At 69.2% G+C, this 17,744-nt stretch carries 12 protein-coding genes; 3 read left to right on the forward strand and 9 right to left on the reverse strand.

Features of this window, described 5'->3' with window-relative positions:
* Positions 1-106 precede the first annotated feature (106 nt).
* The 3 genes from F0U60_RS46680 to hprK form a co-directional block, all read right to left on the reverse strand.
* The gene (locus F0U60_RS46680; protein WP_395810275.1) at positions 107-2,779 is read right to left on the reverse strand and encodes a DUF5916 domain-containing protein; all 2,673 of its coding nucleotides are present in this window, start codon (positions 2,777-2,779) and stop codon (positions 107-109) included.
* A gap of 65 nt (positions 2,780-2,844) precedes the next feature.
* Positions 2,845-3,711, reverse strand: coding sequence for an RNase adapter RapZ (gene rapZ, locus F0U60_RS46685; protein ID WP_395810277.1), 867 nt, complete (start codon positions 3,709-3,711; stop codon positions 2,845-2,847).
* On the reverse strand, positions 3,708-4,673 hold the full coding sequence (hprK, locus tag F0U60_RS46690; protein WP_203411901.1) for an HPr(Ser) kinase/phosphatase: 966 nt from the start codon (positions 4,671-4,673) through the stop codon (positions 3,708-3,710). The genes rapZ and hprK overlap by 4 nt, the downstream gene beginning before the upstream one ends.
* A gap of 235 nt (positions 4,674-4,908) precedes the next feature.
* On the opposite strand from hprK, the gene F0U60_RS46695 reads away from it, so the two are divergent.
* Together F0U60_RS46695 and F0U60_RS46700 are read left to right on the forward strand one after the other, a co-directional pair.
* Positions 4,909-5,253: a histidine triad nucleotide-binding protein gene (locus tag F0U60_RS46695; RefSeq protein ID WP_395810279.1), complete on the forward strand. Its 345-nt coding sequence runs from the start codon at positions 4,909-4,911 to the stop codon at positions 5,251-5,253.
* A 129-nt stretch (positions 5,254-5,382) separates the two neighbouring features.
* Positions 5,383-6,147, forward strand: a complete 765-nt coding sequence (locus F0U60_RS46700; RefSeq protein WP_395810281.1) for a YoaK family protein — start codon at positions 5,383-5,385, stop codon at positions 6,145-6,147.
* A gap of 897 nt (positions 6,148-7,044) precedes the next feature.
* Here F0U60_RS46700 and F0U60_RS46705 read toward each other — a convergent pair.
* The 3 genes from F0U60_RS46705 to F0U60_RS46715 all read right to left on the reverse strand — a co-directional run bounded on the left by F0U60_RS46705 (position 7,045) and on the right by F0U60_RS46715 (position 11,691).
* Positions 7,045-7,278 (reverse strand): hypothetical protein, encoded by a 234-nt coding sequence (locus tag F0U60_RS46705; RefSeq protein ID WP_395810283.1) that lies wholly within the window; start codon positions 7,276-7,278, stop codon positions 7,045-7,047.
* 84 nt (positions 7,279-7,362) lie between these two features.
* Positions 7,363-9,402 (reverse strand): chloride channel protein, encoded by a 2,040-nt coding sequence (locus F0U60_RS46710; RefSeq protein WP_395810285.1) that lies wholly within the window; start codon positions 9,400-9,402, stop codon positions 7,363-7,365.
* 102 nt (positions 9,403-9,504) lie between these two features.
* Entirely contained in the window at positions 9,505-11,691 is a 2,187-nt protein-coding gene (locus F0U60_RS46715) for a fused MFS/spermidine synthase (protein WP_395810287.1), read from the reverse strand.
* A gap of 147 nt (positions 11,692-11,838) precedes the next feature.
* On the opposite strand from F0U60_RS46715, the gene F0U60_RS46720 reads away from it, so the two are divergent.
* On the forward strand, positions 11,839-12,234 hold the full coding sequence (locus F0U60_RS46720; RefSeq protein ID WP_395810289.1) for a hypothetical protein: 396 nt from the start codon (positions 11,839-11,841) through the stop codon (positions 12,232-12,234).
* Here F0U60_RS46720 and F0U60_RS46725 read toward each other — a convergent pair.
* The 3 genes from F0U60_RS46725 to F0U60_RS46735 form a co-directional block, all read right to left on the reverse strand.
* Positions 12,231-12,971: an ABC transporter ATP-binding protein gene (locus tag F0U60_RS46725; protein WP_395810291.1), complete on the reverse strand. Its 741-nt coding sequence runs from the start codon at positions 12,969-12,971 to the stop codon at positions 12,231-12,233. The two genes, F0U60_RS46720 and F0U60_RS46725, sit on opposite strands and share 4 nt — an antisense overlap.
* Positions 12,972-13,018: 47 nt before the next feature.
* Positions 13,019-15,814 (reverse strand): protein kinase, encoded by a 2,796-nt coding sequence (locus tag F0U60_RS46730; protein WP_395810293.1) that lies wholly within the window; start codon positions 15,812-15,814, stop codon positions 13,019-13,021.
* A gap of 104 nt (positions 15,815-15,918) precedes the next feature.
* Positions 15,919-17,604: an FHA domain-containing protein gene (locus tag F0U60_RS46735; RefSeq protein WP_395810295.1), complete on the reverse strand. Its 1,686-nt coding sequence runs from the start codon at positions 17,602-17,604 to the stop codon at positions 15,919-15,921.
* Between the last annotated feature and the right edge of the window lie 140 nt (positions 17,605-17,744).

Raw genomic sequence — 17,744 nt, forward strand, 5'->3', positions numbered from 1 at the left:
CGGCGGTCGAGGACATCTTGCCACTCTTCAGGGAAGGAGCAGAGGGGATGAGGATGTGAGCACGCAGGCGCACAGTCCTCACTCAAGCCCTGAAAAGCGGAGGTGTTCAGCCTGCGGGGAACCACCAGTTCAGCTTGAGGGCGAAGGTGTGTCCACCGGGAGAGCTCAGCGCATCGCCCAGGGAGCGCGGCGCGAGCGGGTTGCCCCGGGCCAGGCCCATGTAGCGGTCCTGCTGCCACACGAGGAAGAGCGTGCTGCCCGGCCGCCACTCCCAGCGCAGCACCACGTTGCTGCGGAAGGAGCGGATGTTGAAGTCCGGGTCGTACAGCTGGAAGGAGGAGTCACCATCCGCCACCTCCAGCCCCCCGTCGGCCAGGCGCGTGAAGGAGCCATACCGGCGCAGGGAACGGCCTCCCGCCCGCTCCAGCTCGCCGAAGCTTCCGAAGGTGCCACTGGAGGCGAAGGGCTCGGCGTAGGCCTCGAGGCTCAGGTCCGGGGTGAGGAAGAGGTTGGCGCGCAGCCGCAAGGCCACCTCGCGACGCTGCACGGAGCCGAAGATGTAGCGGTGGCCGTACGTCTCCGCGCGGCCGCCCTCCAGCGTGTCCACGTACTGCATGCCATCGGTGTAGAGCGAGGCGTTGGGTTCGATGCCCAGGCGCAGGCGCCGGTGCGGCTGCAGGGTGAGAGAGGCCGTCACGAAGCCACCACGGCTGCCACTCTCGTACGTCCACGCCCCTCCGCCCACAGTCCAGCGCGTGGTGTCGGAGTAGCTGTTGGTGAGGGTGAACTCCGTATCCAGGCCCTGCGCTGACTGCATCAGCGGCCCGCCCCGGGTGAGCGAGTCCGAGAGGGCGCGCGGCATGTAGGTCGCTCGGAATTCGCCCGCCCAGAAGTTGGGGAAGGTGACGGAGCCATTCAGCGACAGGCTGCTGGACTGGCGCGTGAGCCCATAGTTCCAGTTGGTGAAGGCGGACAGGGTCAGCTCCCAGTTGCGCAGGAAGCGGCCCGGGTCCGTCTCCCGGTAGGTCAGCCCCACGTCGACGTCGATGTCGTCCGCGGTGTTGAGCCGGCCCATGTCGTTGAGCTCGAAGCCGGGGGAGACAGCGCCGGCGCTGATGCTCCACAGCCAGTGCTCACCACTCACCCGCTCCATCTTCGCGCCCAGCGTGTAGCCGGACAGCGCGGTGGCCTCCGGACTCACGCGCACGTACCGCTGGTCCGGCCGCTGGAAGTAGCGGGCGCTGGACTCCTGGAGGCGGAGGATGGCGGCGGGGTCTCCCCGCACCAGGCTGCCGCCCGCGAAACCGGAGAGGAAGTACTCGCCGCCGAGCAGGCGCAGCCGGAAGTCCGCGCCCCCCGAGTACGCCTCGCGCGCCAGCTCTCGCGTGAGGAGCCGAGCCTCGCCGATGCCCCGCTGCATCGTGGTGAGGGTGGCGCCCACCACCGAGCCCCCATCGCCCAGTTCCTGCTGCGCGCGCAGCACGCCGAAGCCGGTGCGCGAATCCAGCTTCACTCGGTCCTGCGTCCCGGTGGCGAAGTCGTAGGTGTCCGCGAACGCGTCACCCGTGAAGGCGCCCAGCGCCCCCAGCGACAACCCCGAGGACAGGCGCCCCGTCAGCTTCGCCGCGCCCCAGATGGTGCTGGCCCGGGGGGACTCGACGAAGTCCGCCTCCGCGGAGAGGCGCGGCGGCCCCCCGATGCGGCGCGAGTAGAACCAGACGGGCCCGTACTCGTCGTTGCTGAAGAGCTGGCTGCCCTCGGAGAAGAAGGGACGGCGCTCCTCGAGGAAGGTCTCGAAGGCGGTGAGGTTCACCTGGGCCGGGTCCGCGTCGAGCTGCCCGAAGTCCGGATTCACCGTGGCGTCCAGGGTGAGGTTGGGCCCCAGGCCCACCTTGGCGTCCAGGCCCGCGCGGCCCGAGTACGGACGCCGGCTCTCGAAGGGCGTGCCCGCGCGGGGGTTGGCGCCCGAGTTCGCCTGAAGGTCCCCGGACACGTAGGGCACCAGCTCAACACGGCGCGAGGGAGCCACGCCCCGGATGCCGGTGAGCTCGCCAAAGTGGGAGGACCAGCCGGTGACATCGCGCGGCACTACCACCCAGAAGTCGTCCTCGTTGCGGCGGGGGATGTAGCGGTTGAAGTTGACGCCCCACACCTGCTCGGCGGCTTTGCTGAAGCGCAGCTGCGAGAAGGGGATGCGGAACTCGGCCACCCAGCCCTCGGCGGTCTGCGTGGTGCGAGCCTGCCAGACGGGGCTGTAGGAGGAGTCGCGGGTGTACTCGTCGTCCTGCGGGTGGTACCAGTCCACGCGCACCCCCGCCGCGGTGACGGCGAAGGAATAGGCGGTGCGCCGGTCCCGGTACGTATCCAGTGAGAGGATGAAGCGCTCGGCAGAGCCGCTCTCGTCGCGCCGGGTCATCACTGTCTCGATGTCCTCGGGCTTGTCACTGGCCATGCGCGCGCCCACGTAGAGGGCCTCCGCGTCATAGACAATCGCCACCTCGGTGCGCAGCGAGGCGGGCTTGCCCTGATCCGGCTCCTTCTGCATGAAGTCGCTGGTGAAGGGGATGCGCCGCCAGACGTCGTCGTCGAGCACACCATCCACCCGGGGGCCCTGCTCCACTCGGATGGCCTCCATCCGTCGCTCGCCGCGCTCGGCGGGGGCCTGGGCCCGGGCGGTGAGTCCCACGAGGAGCAGGGAGGCGAGCAGGGGAGGCGCGAGGAGGGATTGCATTTCGGGGCCAAGGAACACGCGTGCGCCCCGGATACGATCCCATTTCATTGCACCCGTCGAGGGCTCATCCTCCGGTCCGAAGGGCAGACCGCCTCACGGGCCCTCGCGTCGGCCTACTCCTTCTCGACGTCGCGGTCCCAGAGCTGCACGCGCGGGTGGTCGCTGATGAGACGCTTGCGCAGCTCCTCTGCGATGGCCACCGAGCGGTGCTTGCCACCCGTGCACCCCAGCGCCACCGTCAGGTACGCCTTCCCCTCCTTCTGGTAGCGAGGGAAGAGGAAGCGGCACAGGTCCACCACCTTCTCCACGAACTGCTGCGTCTCCTCGCGGTCCAGCACGTACGCCGCCACCTTCGGGTCCTTCCCCGTCAGCCCCTTGAGCTCCGGGACGAAGTACGGGTTGGGCAGGAAGCGCACGTCGAAGACCAGGTCCGCTTGCGGAGGCACCCCGTGCCGGAAGCCGAAGGACATGACGGACAGTGACGGCCCGCTCGCCGGCTCCGGGCTGAAGCGCGCCTGCACCATGCGCTTCAGGTCATGCACGTTGAGCACCGACGAGTCGATGACCTGATCAGCCATCTCCCGCAGGTCCTTGAGCGCCTCGCGCTCGGCACGAAGCCCCTCGGCCACGCTGCCCGTGGGCGCCAGGGGGTGGCGGCGGCGCGTCTCGCTGAAGCGGCGGATGAGGCTCTCATCGCTCGCGTCCAGGAAGAGCACCTCCACCTGGTGCCCCGCTCGGCGCACCTCGTCCAGCACCCGCGGCGCCTCCTTCAGGAAGATGCCCTCGCGCGCGTCCACCACCAGCGCCAGGTGCGAGAACTGCCCGCCTCCCGCCAACTCCGTCAGCTTGGGCAGCAGCAACACCGGCAGGTTGTCGATGCAGAAGAAGCCGACATCCTCCAAGGCGCGGATGGCGGTGGACTTGCCCGAGCCGGACATGCCCGTGATGACAACAATGTGCTTGGCCGGGGCGTTGCTCACTCGACTTCCTCACCCATGGAACGGCGCATCGCCCCCTCGGCGATGGCACGGTTGAGCCGCTCGGCGAACTCCCTCGCCGAGTGGTGGCCCTGCTGCTTGAGAAGCTGGTTGCGCGCGGCCACCTCGATAATCGTGGTCATGTTACGCCCCGGGCGCACCGGCACCACCGAGAGCGGGATGTCCACGCCCACGATGTTCATGAACCGGTCCTCCACACCCAGCCGATCATACTCCTGCTGCGGATCCCACTCGTGCAGCTCGATGACCATTTCGATCTTCTTGCGCTCGCGCACCGAGGCCACGCCGAACAGATCCTTGATGTTGATGATGCCCAGGCCGCGAATCTCCATGTGGTGGCGGATGACGGGGTTGCCCGTGCCATACACCACGCCGGGCCGCCGCCGCGTCACATCCACGATGTCGTCCGCCACCAACCGGTGGCCGCGCATCACCATGTCCAGGGCGATCTCGCTCTTGCCGATGCCGCTCTTGCCCAGCAGCAGGACGCCCACGCCGAACACGTCCATGAGCACGCCGTGCAGGCTGCTGGACTCGGTCAGGGCATCCTCCATGAAGGCCTGCACCTGCTGGATGAAGGTGCTGGAGAGCAACGGGGAGCGCATCAGGGCCAGCCCCGCCTTCTCGCACGCCTCCACCAGCGCGGGGGGCGGCGCCAGACCCTTGGTCACCACCACGCAGGCCAGCTCCTCCTGGAAGAGCGAGTCCAGCACCTCACGCTGCCGTTCCAGCGGGAGCGTGAGCAGGTAGGAAACCTCCGTGTTGCCGAACACCTGGACCCGGTGCGGATGGAGGTGCTCGGTGAAGCCCGTGAGCGCCAGTCCCGGCTTCTGGATACGCGAGGAGTTGATGCGGCGGTTTAACCCTCGCTCGCCCGCCACCAGGGTGAGCTGGAGGTCATACTCGCGGTCTTCGAGGAGCTGAGATACCCGGATAGAGTTCATCGGCAAGGGTGGAATATCACCCGCCGGACTTTTTGCGTGGTGTTCCCTCCACGTTCGCCTCCCAACCCACCCCCCGCGCCCCCACCGACCGTCTCCTTGCCCGGACCCTCCTCTTCCTGACGCTGGGTGTGGGAGGCGCACTCCGAGTGTGGCTGGCGCTCACCAAAGCCGGCGCGGAGAGCCACCTTCCGGGGCTATTTCCCCCCACTCCCGGCACTGCTAAGCCGGGACGTCTATGTCCGATTGCATCTTCTGTAAGATTCGCGACGGCCACGTCCCCGCAAGGGTCGTCCACCGCGATGAGCTGTGCTTCGTCCTCGAGGACATCAATCCCCAGGCCCCCACGCACCTGCTCGTCATCCCCACCGAGCACATCCCCACGGTGAACGACCTCTCCGTGGACCATCGCGAGGTGGTGGGTCACCTGTACCTCACCGCCGCGAAGACGGCCCGCCAGCGCGGCATCGCCGACAGCGGCTACCGGCTGGTGATGAACACCCACCGCGACGCCGGACAGACGGTGTTCCACATCCACCTGCACGTGCTGGGCGGACGCCCCATGGAGTGGCCACCGGGATAGGCCACTCGCGCCCGCCTGGAACCCCAGCGAGGAACCCGGACCTTCGCGTTGCCGTGGGGAGCCAGCACGGAAGCTGGGGAAGTGGTACACCCTTCGCGAAGGCCTCCGCCGGGGAGGCCCTTGCGAGCCATGCCTTTCAGCGCAGCGACGTCCCGTCGTGGCCGCTTCGCCTACTCCACGCTGGCCCTGCTGCTGGCGGGGGCAGCCGGAGCGGTCAACGCCACCAGCTTCTTCGCCTTCGGTCAGCACACCACCCACATGACGGGGCACGTCGCCGCGGTGGGCGAGGCCGCCGCCCGAGGTCAGTGGGACGGAGTCCTCATGGCTGGCAGGCTGGTGCTCGCCTTCGTCCTGGGTGCCATCACCGCCGCGGCGCTGCTGGATGCCTCGCGCCACCGGCACAGAGGACGCCATACCCCGGCGCTCTTCGTGGAGACGGTGACGCTCGGCGCGGTGGGGCTGTGGGCGCACGAGCACCCCGACGCTGACGAGCCCACGCTCATGTGGGGCCTGTCCTTCGCCATGGGCCTGCAGAACGCGCTCGTCACCCGCGTCTCTGGCGCCGTGGTGCGCACCACCCACCTCACCGGCGTGCTCACGGACATCGGCATCCAGCTGGTGCGCATGGTCGTCTGGGTGCGAGACGGCGCCCGCGAGCGCGGCCTGCTCGGCCTCTGGCGCAAGGTGCTGGACCTGCCTTCCGCCGAGCAGTTCGAGCGCACCCGACTGCACCTGGGCCTCGCCCTCGCCTTCCTGTTCGGCAGCGCGGTCGGCTCGCTCCTCTTCCTGCACTTCGGCGCCCCCTCCATGGCCATGCCGTGCGTGGTGCTGCTGCTGGTCATAGCGCTCGACATCAGCCCCGCAGGCAGCCACGCGCCCGCCACGGGTTCCTAGCGGGGAATCTCCGTCGCAGTACACCACCCAAAGCTCAGAGGTCTGGCTCGCACCTCCAGGGTTGAGCCTCCGAGTCGCGGTGGCACTTCTGGTGGGGTGCACACGTGCCAGGCACGTTCGGGACGCAGGGAGTCCGGCACAGGGTCTGGTGACAAACGAGCCCTTCTGGACAAGAACCCTTGCTCTGGCCACAGAACGCGACGCACTCCATCCAGGCCTCGCCCGGATGATTCGGCGGCTCATCCACCAGACATTGCAGTCCCTCAGGACAGGACTTCTGCTGGCAGTTCTGGCCATGAATCACCGCGCATACCGACACACGTTCGTCGACGCGAATGCACTGCTGACCCTCCGGACAAGCCCTGCCCTCACACGAGGGCAAGCAGGAAGGACCGTCGAGGCCGTCATTGCAGAAGAAGCCCTCAGGGCAACTCATGGGCTCGTCCAACCGGCATGGGCGACCACAGCGTCCCTGACAGATAAGTCCTGGCCCACATGCGGACTCTCGAGAGTCGGATGAGGCCAGGCAAGGCTCGCCCTCGTTTCGGACCCCTACGAGCGCGCAGATGCGAACTCGGGAAACGCCATCCCGCGCGGGCATGACGCGACAGGCGAAGCCTTCCGAGCAGTCCTGGTCCGTCACGCACCTACTATCGGTGCAGTAGCTCGCCATGAATCGCGTATTGAAGAGACAGCCCAGCGGAGGCTCACACTCATTGCTCCGCTGACAGTGGCGTCCATAGGTCATCAGCCCCTGACGTTCTCCGGGAGAGAGCATCGGAATCATCGCCGGCGCTGGAGCCCGCCACAGCCCCCCGCTGAACGACGCGTACACCAGCCCGGCCAGCGGGGCCGCCAGCAAAAGGCCGAGAAGGATGGCGAGCGGCATACGCCATTTCATGGATAGATGATCCGGCATTCCCTCGGGCACTGGCTCGACTCCCAGTTCCCGGGCATCGAACAGAGCTTCTTCCAGGTCTTCACATCAAGCGGGCAGTCCTCCTCGTGCAGCATCTCGTCGATGTCCTGCGCCGCAGCCTGCTCGATGGTGCCTCGCCGCCCCCATGCATGGGGGCATCCCGTACATACAGCTAGCAACAACGTCGAGAAAAAGGTGAGTCGCCAGCCCATGCACTCCCCCCAGACACATGTAATGAAGGCAGGATAACAGGGCATGACTGAGGAGCCACGAGGCCACGCGCCCGCCACGGGTTCCTAACGGGGAATCTCCGTCGCGGAGAAGGCGGGCTCGGCTCGGGGCTTACGCCGCTCCCCGCGCAGGAAGCGCTCGAGCCCCACGCGCGTCACCACGCCCACCTGTCCGTCTCCCAGCACCGGCAGGGCGTCCACGAGTTGCGTGTCCATGGCCGCGAGCGCATCGCCCACCGACGTGTCCTCGGATACCGGATGGGCCAGGTCCGCCAGCGCCGCCACCGTGGACGCATCGCCTGCCTCGCGCCACCGCTCACCCAGCGTGCTCGCTGTCACCACGCCTCGCAGTCTCCCGTCCGCGCCTCGCACGGGCAGCGCCGCCACGGGCGCGGTAAGCAGCCTCTCCCGCAGCGCTGGCGCTGGCAGATCTGGCCCCACCGGCTCCACCCACGCCACCAGCGCGCGTACCGGCGTGCGCCGCAACGTGTGCGGATCCACTCCCGCTCGCCGCTCCACCAACGTGTGGCACAACGCCGAGGCGATGGTGCACGTCACCATCAGCGGCAGGATGATGGCGTAGTTGCCGCTCAGCTCGTACACCATCATCAGCCCCGTGAGCGGCCCGCGCGTGAGTGCCGCCACCGCGCCGCCCATGCCCACCATCGCGTAGGCGCCACTCGGCGCGGTGAGCGCGGGCAACACCGCGTGCAGCACCTCCCCGAAGGCCCCGCCTGCCAGGGCTCCCATCACCGTCATCGGGAAGAACGTCCCGCCTGAACCTCCTGAGCCCAGCGTCAGCGACGTAGCCACCAGCTTGAGCAAGCAGCCCGAGGCCAGCAGCGTCAGCGACAGCGCCCGCGCCGACGCTTCGTTGATGTACTCGTGCCCCGTGCCCCACACCACCGGGTGCATCAGCGCCAGGCACCCCACCACCAGGCCCCCCAGCGCCGCCCGGAGTGGCCTCGGCTGCCGACCCAGGAAGGCGCTCAGCCCCCCCGGCTTCTTCCCTTCGAAGAACTCCTCGGCGCCGTGCATCATCCGGATGAAGGCGTACGCCAGCAGCCCCATCACCAGCCCCAACATCGCGTAGAAGACGATCTCCCAGCCACTCACCATGCTGTAGGTCACGCGCCGAATCATCGCGGCGTTGCCCATGACGCCACGGCCCACCATGGTGGCGGTGACGCTGGCGAGGATGATGGGAGAGAAGACGCGCAGCTGGAACTCGCGCAGGATGATCTCCATCGCGAAGATGGCACCCGCGATGGGGGCATTGAAGGAGGCGGCGATACCCGCGCCCGCGCCGCTCGCCAGGAGGATGGCCAGCTCGCGCCGGGTGAAGCCCAGCGTGCGCCCCACCTCCGAGCCGAACGCCGCGCCTCCGAACACGATGGGCCCCTCGCGCCCAGCCGAGCCCCCTGTGCCAATGGTGATGGCGCTCGCCACCAGCTTCATCACCCCGTCATGCCCGGACAGCCGGCCCTCGCGCTCCACCGCCTTCACCACCTCGGGCACACCGTGGCCGTGGGTCTCGGGACGGTTGATCAACACGCGCCCTACCACCAGGCCCCCCACCATGGGCAGCAACGGCAACAGCCAGGGCTGCAATTCTTGGATGCTCCGCCCCACGTCCTCCGCCTGCCCCAGCACCGAGTTCACCGCCGCCATCGCCACCAGCGGGTAGTAGAGCGACAGCGCGCCCAGCACCAGCAGCCCCAGCACCTCCAAGCGGCGCTTCACCTGATCTCTCGGGCCGCCGGGCAAGATGATGCGCGCGAGCACCAGCGCACTCAGGCCCAGGGGAACACCGACGATGAGGTACTCGAGGTGCCAGCGCGCCTCGGCGAAGGCCTCGGCCAGCTCCTTCCGATCGTCCATCAGGCTCGGGAAGCCCAGCACCAGGCCACTGACGAGCGCGATGAGGTTGGCGAAGAGGCCCGCGGCCAGGCCGCTGTAGAGGCCCACCACCGCCCCCGCAACCGGCAGCACCGAGGGCCCCGGCAACCGGATGCGATTGGTGGCCGCCAGCAGCGTCAGCACCCACCGTTCCAGCCGCATCAACTGGCGGCCTACCCAACCACCCTCCTGCGAAGAGGTGTTCATCAGCCCACGGACACTCGAGGTTGAAAAGGACAACCTCTCACGCCCGCCCCCGACAGGGGGACGTGTTCTCGCCGGGCCTTCCTCCAGCGGACACTGCGCGCGTCAGGGCCCGGCGGGAGCAGCCACCGAGGGAGGAGCCACCGCCGACTCCTCGACAATGCCGCGGCGATCCATCCCGAAGGCCGCCACCAGCGGCAGCAGGCTGCTGCGCTCGTCCGTCCACCGCACCCGCGGCGGCCCCGAGAGCGTCAACCGGTGCACCTGCTTCCCCTCGCGCAGGAAGGTCTCCCCGCGGGAGAAGTTCGGGTCCGGACTGAGCAGCAGCCAGGAGGTGGCCCGCGCATCGTCCGTGGAGCCCTTCTCCACCAGCGTGGCGTGCAAGCCGGAGGCCCGCGCATGCGCGAGGGCAACGGGCAGCAGGTCCAGGTGCGCGTTGCTGATGTGCATCGCCAACACCCCCCCGGGCCCCAGGTGCCGCCGGTAGACGTCCATCACCTCCTCGGTGAACAGGTGCACCGGGATGGAGTCCGAGCTGAAAACATCCACCGCGAGCACGTCGAAGCCCTGGGCCTGGCCGTTCGCCAACTCCTGCTCGAGCAGGATGCGCGCGTCCCCCTGTGCCACCTCCACCCGTGCCGGCGTGTCGTCCAGGAAGGAGAAGTAGCCGCCCTCGCCGCGGGCCAGGGCGATGACCTGGGGGTCGATTTCATAGAAGCGGAAGGAGTCCCCGGCGCGTCCCAGCGCGGCCGTCGTCCCCACGCCCAGGCCCAGGACCCCCACGCGCAACGAGGGTGGCAGTCCCTGGGCCTGCTTGAGATGCCGTTGTTCGGTGAGCGCCAGCCCCAGCCCGCTCTCGGGCGTGAAATAGGACGTGGGCCTCCGCCGGTGCTCGGGCCGGGCGTACTGGAAGCCGTGCAGGACGTTGCCATGGAGCAGCGTGAACTTGTGGGCTCGCGGCTCCTCTCTTCCCGTCTCCACCACGCGCATGACGCCGAAGAAGCCGCGCATTGAGGCAATCGAATCCTGGCCATCCGTCACCGCGAGGCCGAGGCTGCCGGCCATGAGCAGGAGCAGAAGGGCCGAAGCCTGACGGAGGACGAGTCGAGCGCGAGACGCCTCCGAGGCCTGGCGCAGCAAGAGGAGCGCCGCCAACACGCAGCAGACTCCGAGCGTGAGTGGGTACTCCAGGTAGGAGCGGAAGAGGAAGGGGGCCGCCAGGTGGACGAAGGCAGCGCCGAGCGCGCCTCCGGCGGACACCCAGAGGTAGAAGGCGCCGAGGTGGCGTGGCGCGGGCCGCAGCCGGTACAGCTCTCCGTGGCAAAGCAGCGCTCCCGAGAAGAGGGCTCCCGAGTGCACGAGCACCTGCAGGGGAAGGGACACGTGCGCCCGCGCGAAGGCCGTGCTCGTCACCCCGCCCACCGTCACCAGCAACAGCAAGGCGGTGAGGGGGCGCGAGTAGAGCGCCTCCCGCTCGAAGGCGAGGATGAAGGTGAGCAGGTACAGGGCCAGCGGCAGCATCCAGATGAAGGGCCCGGCGGCCACGTCCTGCGAGAGCTGGTTCGTCGTGGCCAGCAGCAGCACCGAGGCGCCCCCGCTCAACCCCAGCCAGGCCAGGATGCGCCCCGCGCCCGGAGCGGGCCCACCGTCCGCCACCACCTCCTCCCCTGCCACCCGAGCCTCTCCCCGCCGCAGCACCTCCCAGGCGCACACCGCGCAGCCCACGGCGAACAGGAGGAAGCCCGCCGCCCACGCCCACGCCTGCACCCCGCGTCCCAGCCAGGGCTCGACGAGGAAGGGGTACGCCAGCAGCGCCAGCAACGAGCCCGTGTTGGAGAGGGCATAGAGCCGGTAGGGCGAGGTGCCCGGCCGGACCCGGCTGAACCAGCTCTGCAGCAGCGGCGCGGTGGTGGACAGCGTGAAGAAGGGCAGCCCCAGGGAGACCGCGAGCATGGCCAACAGCCTCGCGGTGGAGATGCCGTCCGCCGCGGGGCGCCACTCGGGACCGGGGGCGACCGGCGAGCCCGTCCACAGCGCGCGCCCAGCCAACACCGCCACCGTCAACCCCAGCAGCCCCAGGTGCACCTGCGCCTGCCGCCTCGGGCTCCACCGGCGGACGCTGACGTACGCATAGGCGTAGCCGCCCAGCAGCATGAGCTGGAAGAAGAGCATGCACGTCGTCCACACCGACGGCGTGCCGCCAAACCACGGCAGCGCGTACTTCCCCGCGAGCGGCTGCACTCCAAAAAGCAGGAAGGCGCTGAGAAACAGGGTGAGGGCGTAACGAAGCATGGCTGGACCTTGGACGTCGCAGCGTAGCCCAGGCGAGGCATCCCCAGCGGCCAACCAGTCGAGCGCTGCCTCCTGGCGTGGTCGCCCGCCTCTGAGTTCCTACCTTCAAGGGACAGCAGGAAACCGCTTTCCGCCAGGAGAGAGACGATGAAGCGCTGGTTGGAATGGACGATCGTTCTGGGCGTGGGTGGGGCGCTCGCCGTGGGCTGCGTCTCCCGTCAGACGGAGGATGGGCAGCAGGTGGGCAAGCCGTACACGCCCATCCAACAGAAGTACAAGAGCCCGTCCGCCTCGGAGTCGCAGAGCGGTCAGGAGTCCGGTACGGGTGGAGCAGGCTCGGGGCTCGCCACGCCTGACAACTGGCAGGAGCAGCACACCTACGGCGAGAGCCGGGAAGGTGAAGGCCAGGGAGGGCCCTACCTCAGTAACCGACCCCAGGAGATTCCCCGAGAGCGTCGGAACGCCCCGCTGGGCGTGGGCGGGGGTCCAGACAACGCCAGGAAGATGGCCATGGATCAGCTCAAGAACCAAGACTCGCGCTAATCCCTCGCGGCCGTCCAACGCGCGCGAGGCGCGAACAGGCGCGCTCCCGAGGGAGCGCTCGCCATCTCCATGGGCACGCCGTAGAGGGCCTCGAGTCGCTCGCGTTGCAGCACGTCCGACACGGGGCCCTGCGCCAGAACATGCCCGTCGCGCATCAGCAGCACGTGGGTGGCGAAGGCCGCCGCGAGGTTGACGTCGTGGAGCACCGCCACCGCGCCCAGGCCCGCGTCCACCCGCACTCGAACTCGCTCCAGCGCTCCCACCTGGTGAGCCACATCGAGGAACGCGGTGGGCTCGTCGAGCAGCAGCAGCTTCGGTTGCTGCACCAGCCCGCGGGCCAGCAGCAACATCCGGCGCTCGCCTCCGGACATGGCCTCGCAGGGGCGCTCCGCCAGGTACGCCACCCCGAGCTCCTCCAACACCTCCCGCGCCAGCGCCTCGTCGCTCGCCGAGGTGAGGCCCCACAGCCCGAGGTGCGGACTGCGCCCCATCAGCACCAGCTCCAGCCCGCTGAAGCCCTCGGCGGGCTCGACGGTCTGCGGCACCCACGCCACGTTCTGGGCGAGCGCCCTCGCCTCCCACTCCCCGCGCTCGCGGCCCAGCAGCCGGATGACTCCACGCGTCCACGGCATCGCCCCGAGCACACCGCGCAGCAGCGTGCTCTTCCCCGTGCCGTTGGGTCCAAGCACCACCCATAGCTCTCGAGCGCGCACCACACAGTCCACGTCCCGCAGCACGGGAGTGGGCCCGTAACCAGCGCTGAGTCCCTGGATGTCGAGGAGCGTCAGGGCCCGCCCTTCCTCTTCTGGATCTCCCGGTACAGCGCCTTCACCTTGCTGAGCAGCTCGGGGTTCTCAACGTCGCCCATGCCCACCACCTCGGCCTCGAGATCCTCATAACGGCTGCACAGGAAGTTGAGGCTCTCGCACGCATAGACGCGGGTGAGCGCCTTGTAGGCGCTGCGCGTGCGAGCCCACTCCTTCTGCAGAGTCGATGGGTTGCGCGTAGCGCGCTTGCGCGCCGGTGGACGCTTACTAGGAGTGGGAGACGGTGCGTCGAGCGGAGCGAGCAGGGTCTCCTCTGGAGAGAGCTCGGCGGTGGAGGAGCCTGCGTCCGGGGTCTCTGCCTCCTCCTCGGGAGCGGGAGCTGCGGCGAGCGCCTCTTTGGGAGCAGGAGGGGCCGGCTGCGTATCCCCCGGGACAGGGGCGGTCCCAGCGGCGGGGGAAGGTGCCCCGGCTTCAGGAGTAGGAGCGGGCGGAGTGGCGACGGACGGCGAGGGGGCCGTCTTGCGTACCGAGGGGCTCAGCGGACGCGCTGGCGGAGGCTCCACCAGCTCCGGGTCCGCGGGGTGCTGCAGGAAGAAGGCGGCGGCCCCCACGCCAGCGCCCGTCAGCAGCAACGCGAGCACCACGATGATCCGCCCCCAAGGAAGCCCCGGCCGGGTCGGGACGGAGGTGCGACGGGTGATCTCCTTGTCCTGACCGGGTGGAGGCACGGCCCTGTGCGAGGAGGACGTCATCTGACGCGGGGAGACCACGGAAACACCCGTCGACGTCACACGACGACGAGGCTTCTTCTTGGCCTCCTGCGTTACCTCCTCCTCCGGCGAGTCGCGGAGAAGCGACTCATCGAGCACCACGCGCGGCTGCGTGTCCTGGCGATAGACGTCCTGCAGAGACACGCGTGGCTGCGTGTCCTCATGGAATTCGCGCGGAAGATGGATGCGCGGCTGAGTGTCCTCCAGGCCCACGTCCACGGACCTCTCGCCCGCGTCCTCGGTGCCATCGAGCGGTATCTCATCCGTATTCGCGAGCCGGGCATCAGCCGCCTCGGGCGAAGAGGCCTCCAGCCCGAGCTCCTCCGTCTCGGAGAGTACTGGGGGAACCTCGCGCGCTTCCGGCGACGACGCGAGGGAGCGCGGCCCCTCGTCCGTGCGGAGCGGCTCCGACCACATCGGTGTGTCCTCGATGGAGACCACTTCCGGGGGCGCCGGCACCGCCGCGGGCACGGAGGGCAACGTCTCTGCCTGGGAGCCAAGCTCGGACGCCCACGCCTGGCCAGCCTTCGGCTCCGCCGACAACACCGGGGGCACGGAGGGAGCAACGGCTCGGTGCGCACCCGTGCCTCGCCGAGCGCCAGAGCTCGGCTCCGCCGACAGCACCGGAGGCACGGAGGGAGCGACGGCCCGGTGCGCCCCCGTGCCTCGTCCCGTGCCAGAGCCCGGCTCCGCCGACAGCACGGGAGGCGCAACAGGCCTGGGCGGCACCGAAGGAGCCGTGAGCCCCGACACATCCACCGTAGGTGAGCCGCCCGGAGGTGAGTGTCGCTCGCGCCTGGACTCCTCGATGGCCTCAACGGCGACGGCGGGCCGCGTAGGCTCCTCCATCACCGTCACCGCCGGCCGCGTCTCACCCTCTTCGCGCACCGGGCCCCCCTCGCGAGCGCGCGGCGTGGGCCTGAAGGAGAGCGGCTCAACGGGGCCATCCAGCCGGATGGTTTTCGGAGGCAGCGTCGAGGTGGGCCTCGGTGGCACTCCCTCCGGCATGCCGATCACCACGGGCTCCGGCTCGGGCGCGCGCCCCACCTCGCGCAAGCTCGCGAGCAACCGCCGCTCGGCCTGGTACTCCGAGCCGAACAGCTCGTGCATGGACCGGCTGACGCTCTCGGGCCCCGAGGAGGGATCCATCTCCAGCAGGCAGGCGTTCAGCCTCGCGCGCAGCTCCTCTGCCGTCTGGAAGCGCTGCGCGGGGTCCACCGCCAGCGCCTTCATCACCAGCTGCTCCAGCTCGGGCGGCACGGACGGCACCACCTGGCTCAGCGGCGGAATGCTCGGCTGGCTCACGGCGGACATCAGCTCGCCCGGAGGCAGCTGATCAAAGGGGTTCCTCCCGGAGATGAGCTCGTAGAGGCACAGGCCCACCGCGTACAAATCACTGCGGCGATCCACCGGCAGGTGCCGAGCCTGCTCCGGTGACATGTAGAGGAACTTGCCGAGGATGATGCTCGGGTTCGTCTTCGCCGCGCTCAGCCGGCTCTTGGCCAGGCCGAAGTCGATGACCTTCACCTCCCCCTCGTAGGAGATGAGGATGTTCTGCGGCGAGATGTCCCGGTGGACGAGGTTCAGCTCCCCCTCGTCATCGCCCTTCTTGCGGTGCGCGTAGGCGAGCGCGTCCAGCACCCGGCCCATCACGAACAGCACGAAGGTGAGCGGCAGCGGCTTCTGCCTGTCGCGCGCCCGCGCCGCCACCTTGCGCAGGTCCTTGCCGTCCACGTACTCGAGGGCCATGTACGCCTCGCCCTCGTGCAGCCCCATGTCCAGCACCTGGGCGATGGAGCCGTGCGACAGCTTCACCAGCGTGCGCGCCTCGCCCACGAAGCGCTCCACGAACTCCGGGTCCTCCGCCAGCTGCGGCAGGATCTTCTTGATGACGCACAGCTTCTCGAAGCCCTGCACCCCCTCCAGGCGGGCGAGGAAGATCTCTCCCATGCCGCCGGTAGCGAGCTGGGTCAGCAGCGTGTAACGACCGAACGGCACCGGCCGAAATGGACGCAGTCGAGCGTTCGATGACGACGGGTTCATGCCGGACGAGGGGCGCTCATGCTCGCAGGGGGGGCATCCATGCTCGCATTGATCCGGGTCCGAGCGCGAGCCTCAATCCCAACTTTCCACCACAAAGTCCTACCTCAGCGCACACCGGGATTGGTGAGCTGGGGGATGTCCTCGTCCACCACCTCGAAGGCGGCGACCTTGTCGCGAGGGGGGCGGATGAGGCGTTCGCCAAGAGGAACCACGTCAAAGCGGGCGCCGATGACAGCCAGCGTCTTGCCGGTGATGAGCACCTGGCCCGGCATGGCGGTACCGGCCAGCCAGGAGGCAACCTGCACGCCCTCGCCCACGGCGGTGTACGAGGGACGGGACTCGGGGCCCACCAGTCCTACGAGAGCCCGGGTGGTGGTGATGCCGATGCGCAGCTCGCACCGCTCGTCCATGGGGCGGCGGGCCATGTAGCGCTCCCAATCGGCGCGCAGGGCGAGCGCGGCGCGGACCGCACGCACCGGATCATCCAGCTTGGAGAAGGGTGTGCCGAAGAGGGCCCGCAGCGACTCGCCGACGAAAGCCTCCAGGGTGCCCTCGAAGCTGAAGACGAGGCCCCCCAGGCGCGCGTGGAAGTCGTTGAGCAGCACGGTGGCGCGCTCGGCGCCGATGCGGGCGCACAGCGCGCCGAAGCCGACGAGCTCGGCGTGAACAACGGTGATGTTGCGCTCCTCCAGTCCGGGCAGCTTTCCGCCCGGGCGCTGCTGGAGCTCGACGGCGCGGCGCTCGGCCACCTCGGGCGAGAGGAAGCGCTCCAGGTGGTGACGCGAGGCCTGCCCGGCCGAGGCACCGGGGAACTTCTGCACGCCCGTGGCCACCAGGTGCGCCACAGCGGTGCAAGCGTCGAGCATGACCTCCAGCTCGGTGTCGTTCTTCGCGGAGGTGTTGACGTAGAGGACGCCGGAGAAGGGCGACTCGATGCCAATGGGAATGCAGAGCACCCGGTCCACACCATAGAGGATGACGCTCTCGCGGCCGGCGAAGCGGCGGTCATCGCGAACGTCGCCCACCAGGAGCGCGCGACCCTGGCGCAGGGCCTCCTCGATGATGCCATCGGAGACGGGCACCTCGCCCTTGGCGAGCTTGCCGCGGTGGCGCACGGCGGCGGGGACCAGCACCCCGGTGTGATGGCGCAGCAGCACCACGGCGGTGGTGGCTCCAATGCGCTCGAGCACCCGGTCCATGGTGACTTCGAGGAAGGCCGTCAGATTCGACGCGGTGGCGAGCGCCTCCGCGACGTGGAAGAGGAGGACGAGCGTCTCGTAGGCGCCACGAGGAGGCGAGGGAGGCGCAGGAGCGAGGGGGGCGGCAGTGGCGGGGACGCTATCGAAGGGGCTCGAGAAGTTGTCGAGCGCCCGCAACAGGTCCACGTTCTTGATGTTCTTGGCGAGGATGACGGAGGACCCTACGTCATCCCCGTGGCCGAAGCGGCGCACACCACCGGCGCCCAGGTCCACCATCTCGGTGGCGGCAGTCTCCGCCTGGTGGGGCTGGCGCACCGAGAGGGTGTTCTCGCCCAGGGAGATGGTGTCGCCGGGGTGCAGGTTGAGGCGGCCTTGAAGGGGCGCGCCATTGACGCGGCTGCCGTTGCGGCTGCCGAGGTCCTCGATAAGCAGACTGTCCCCCTCCACCACGAGGCGGGCATGGCGTCGCGAGACGAGGTCCCCGCCGAGGACGATGTCGTTCTCATCCGCGCGGCCGAGGTGCGTGACGCCCTCAGGCAGCTCGTAGGCAGTGTCGAAGTAACCCGGGCCGTTGATGATGATCTGCCACATCGCGGCGGGGAGATTACACGACCCGGGCGCTTCGTTCGCATACGAGCCGCAGATTGATACCCGGAGTTGAATCCTTCAGGGACCGCGGAGTGCCCCCGGCCGGTGGATCCTCGGGGTAGTCGGCAAGGACCCACGGAGTC

It is taken from the genome of Archangium minus (genome assembly GCF_044360475.1).
In the GTDB taxonomy this organism is placed as follows: Bacteria; Myxococcota; Myxococcia; order Myxococcales; family Myxococcaceae; genus Archangium; species Archangium minus.

What these genes read in the sequence shown, in the direction of transcription:
- F0U60_RS46695 (WP_395810279.1), top strand. Translation starts at nt 4,909, where the DNA reads ATGTCCGATTGCATCTTCTGTAAGATTCGCGACGGCCACGTCCCCGCA.
- F0U60_RS46715 (WP_395810287.1), bottom strand. Translation starts at nt 11,691, where the DNA reads ATGCTTCGTTACGCCCTCACCCTGTTTCTCAGCGCCTTCCTGCTTTTT.
- hprK (WP_203411901.1), bottom strand. Translation starts at nt 4,673, where the DNA reads ATGAACTCTATCCGGGTATCTCAGCTCCTCGAAGACCGCGAGTATGAC.
- F0U60_RS46705 (WP_395810283.1), bottom strand. Translation starts at nt 7,278, where the DNA reads ATGGGCTGGCGACTCACCTTTTTCTCGACGTTGTTGCTAGCTGTATGT.
- F0U60_RS46735 (WP_395810295.1), bottom strand. Translation starts at nt 17,604, where the DNA reads ATGTGGCAGATCATCATCAACGGCCCGGGTTACTTCGACACTGCCTAC.
- F0U60_RS46680 (WP_395810275.1), bottom strand. Translation starts at nt 2,779, where the DNA reads ATGAAATGGGATCGTATCCGGGGCGCACGCGTGTTCCTTGGCCCCGAA.
- F0U60_RS46720 (WP_395810289.1), top strand. Translation starts at nt 11,839, where the DNA reads ATGAAGCGCTGGTTGGAATGGACGATCGTTCTGGGCGTGGGTGGGGCG.
- F0U60_RS46700 (WP_395810281.1), top strand. Translation starts at nt 5,383, where the DNA reads ATGCCTTTCAGCGCAGCGACGTCCCGTCGTGGCCGCTTCGCCTACTCC.
- F0U60_RS46710 (WP_395810285.1), bottom strand. Translation starts at nt 9,402, where the DNA reads ATGAACACCTCTTCGCAGGAGGGTGGTTGGGTAGGCCGCCAGTTGATG.
- F0U60_RS46730 (WP_395810293.1), bottom strand. Translation starts at nt 15,814, where the DNA reads ATGAACCCGTCGTCATCGAACGCTCGACTGCGTCCATTTCGGCCGGTG.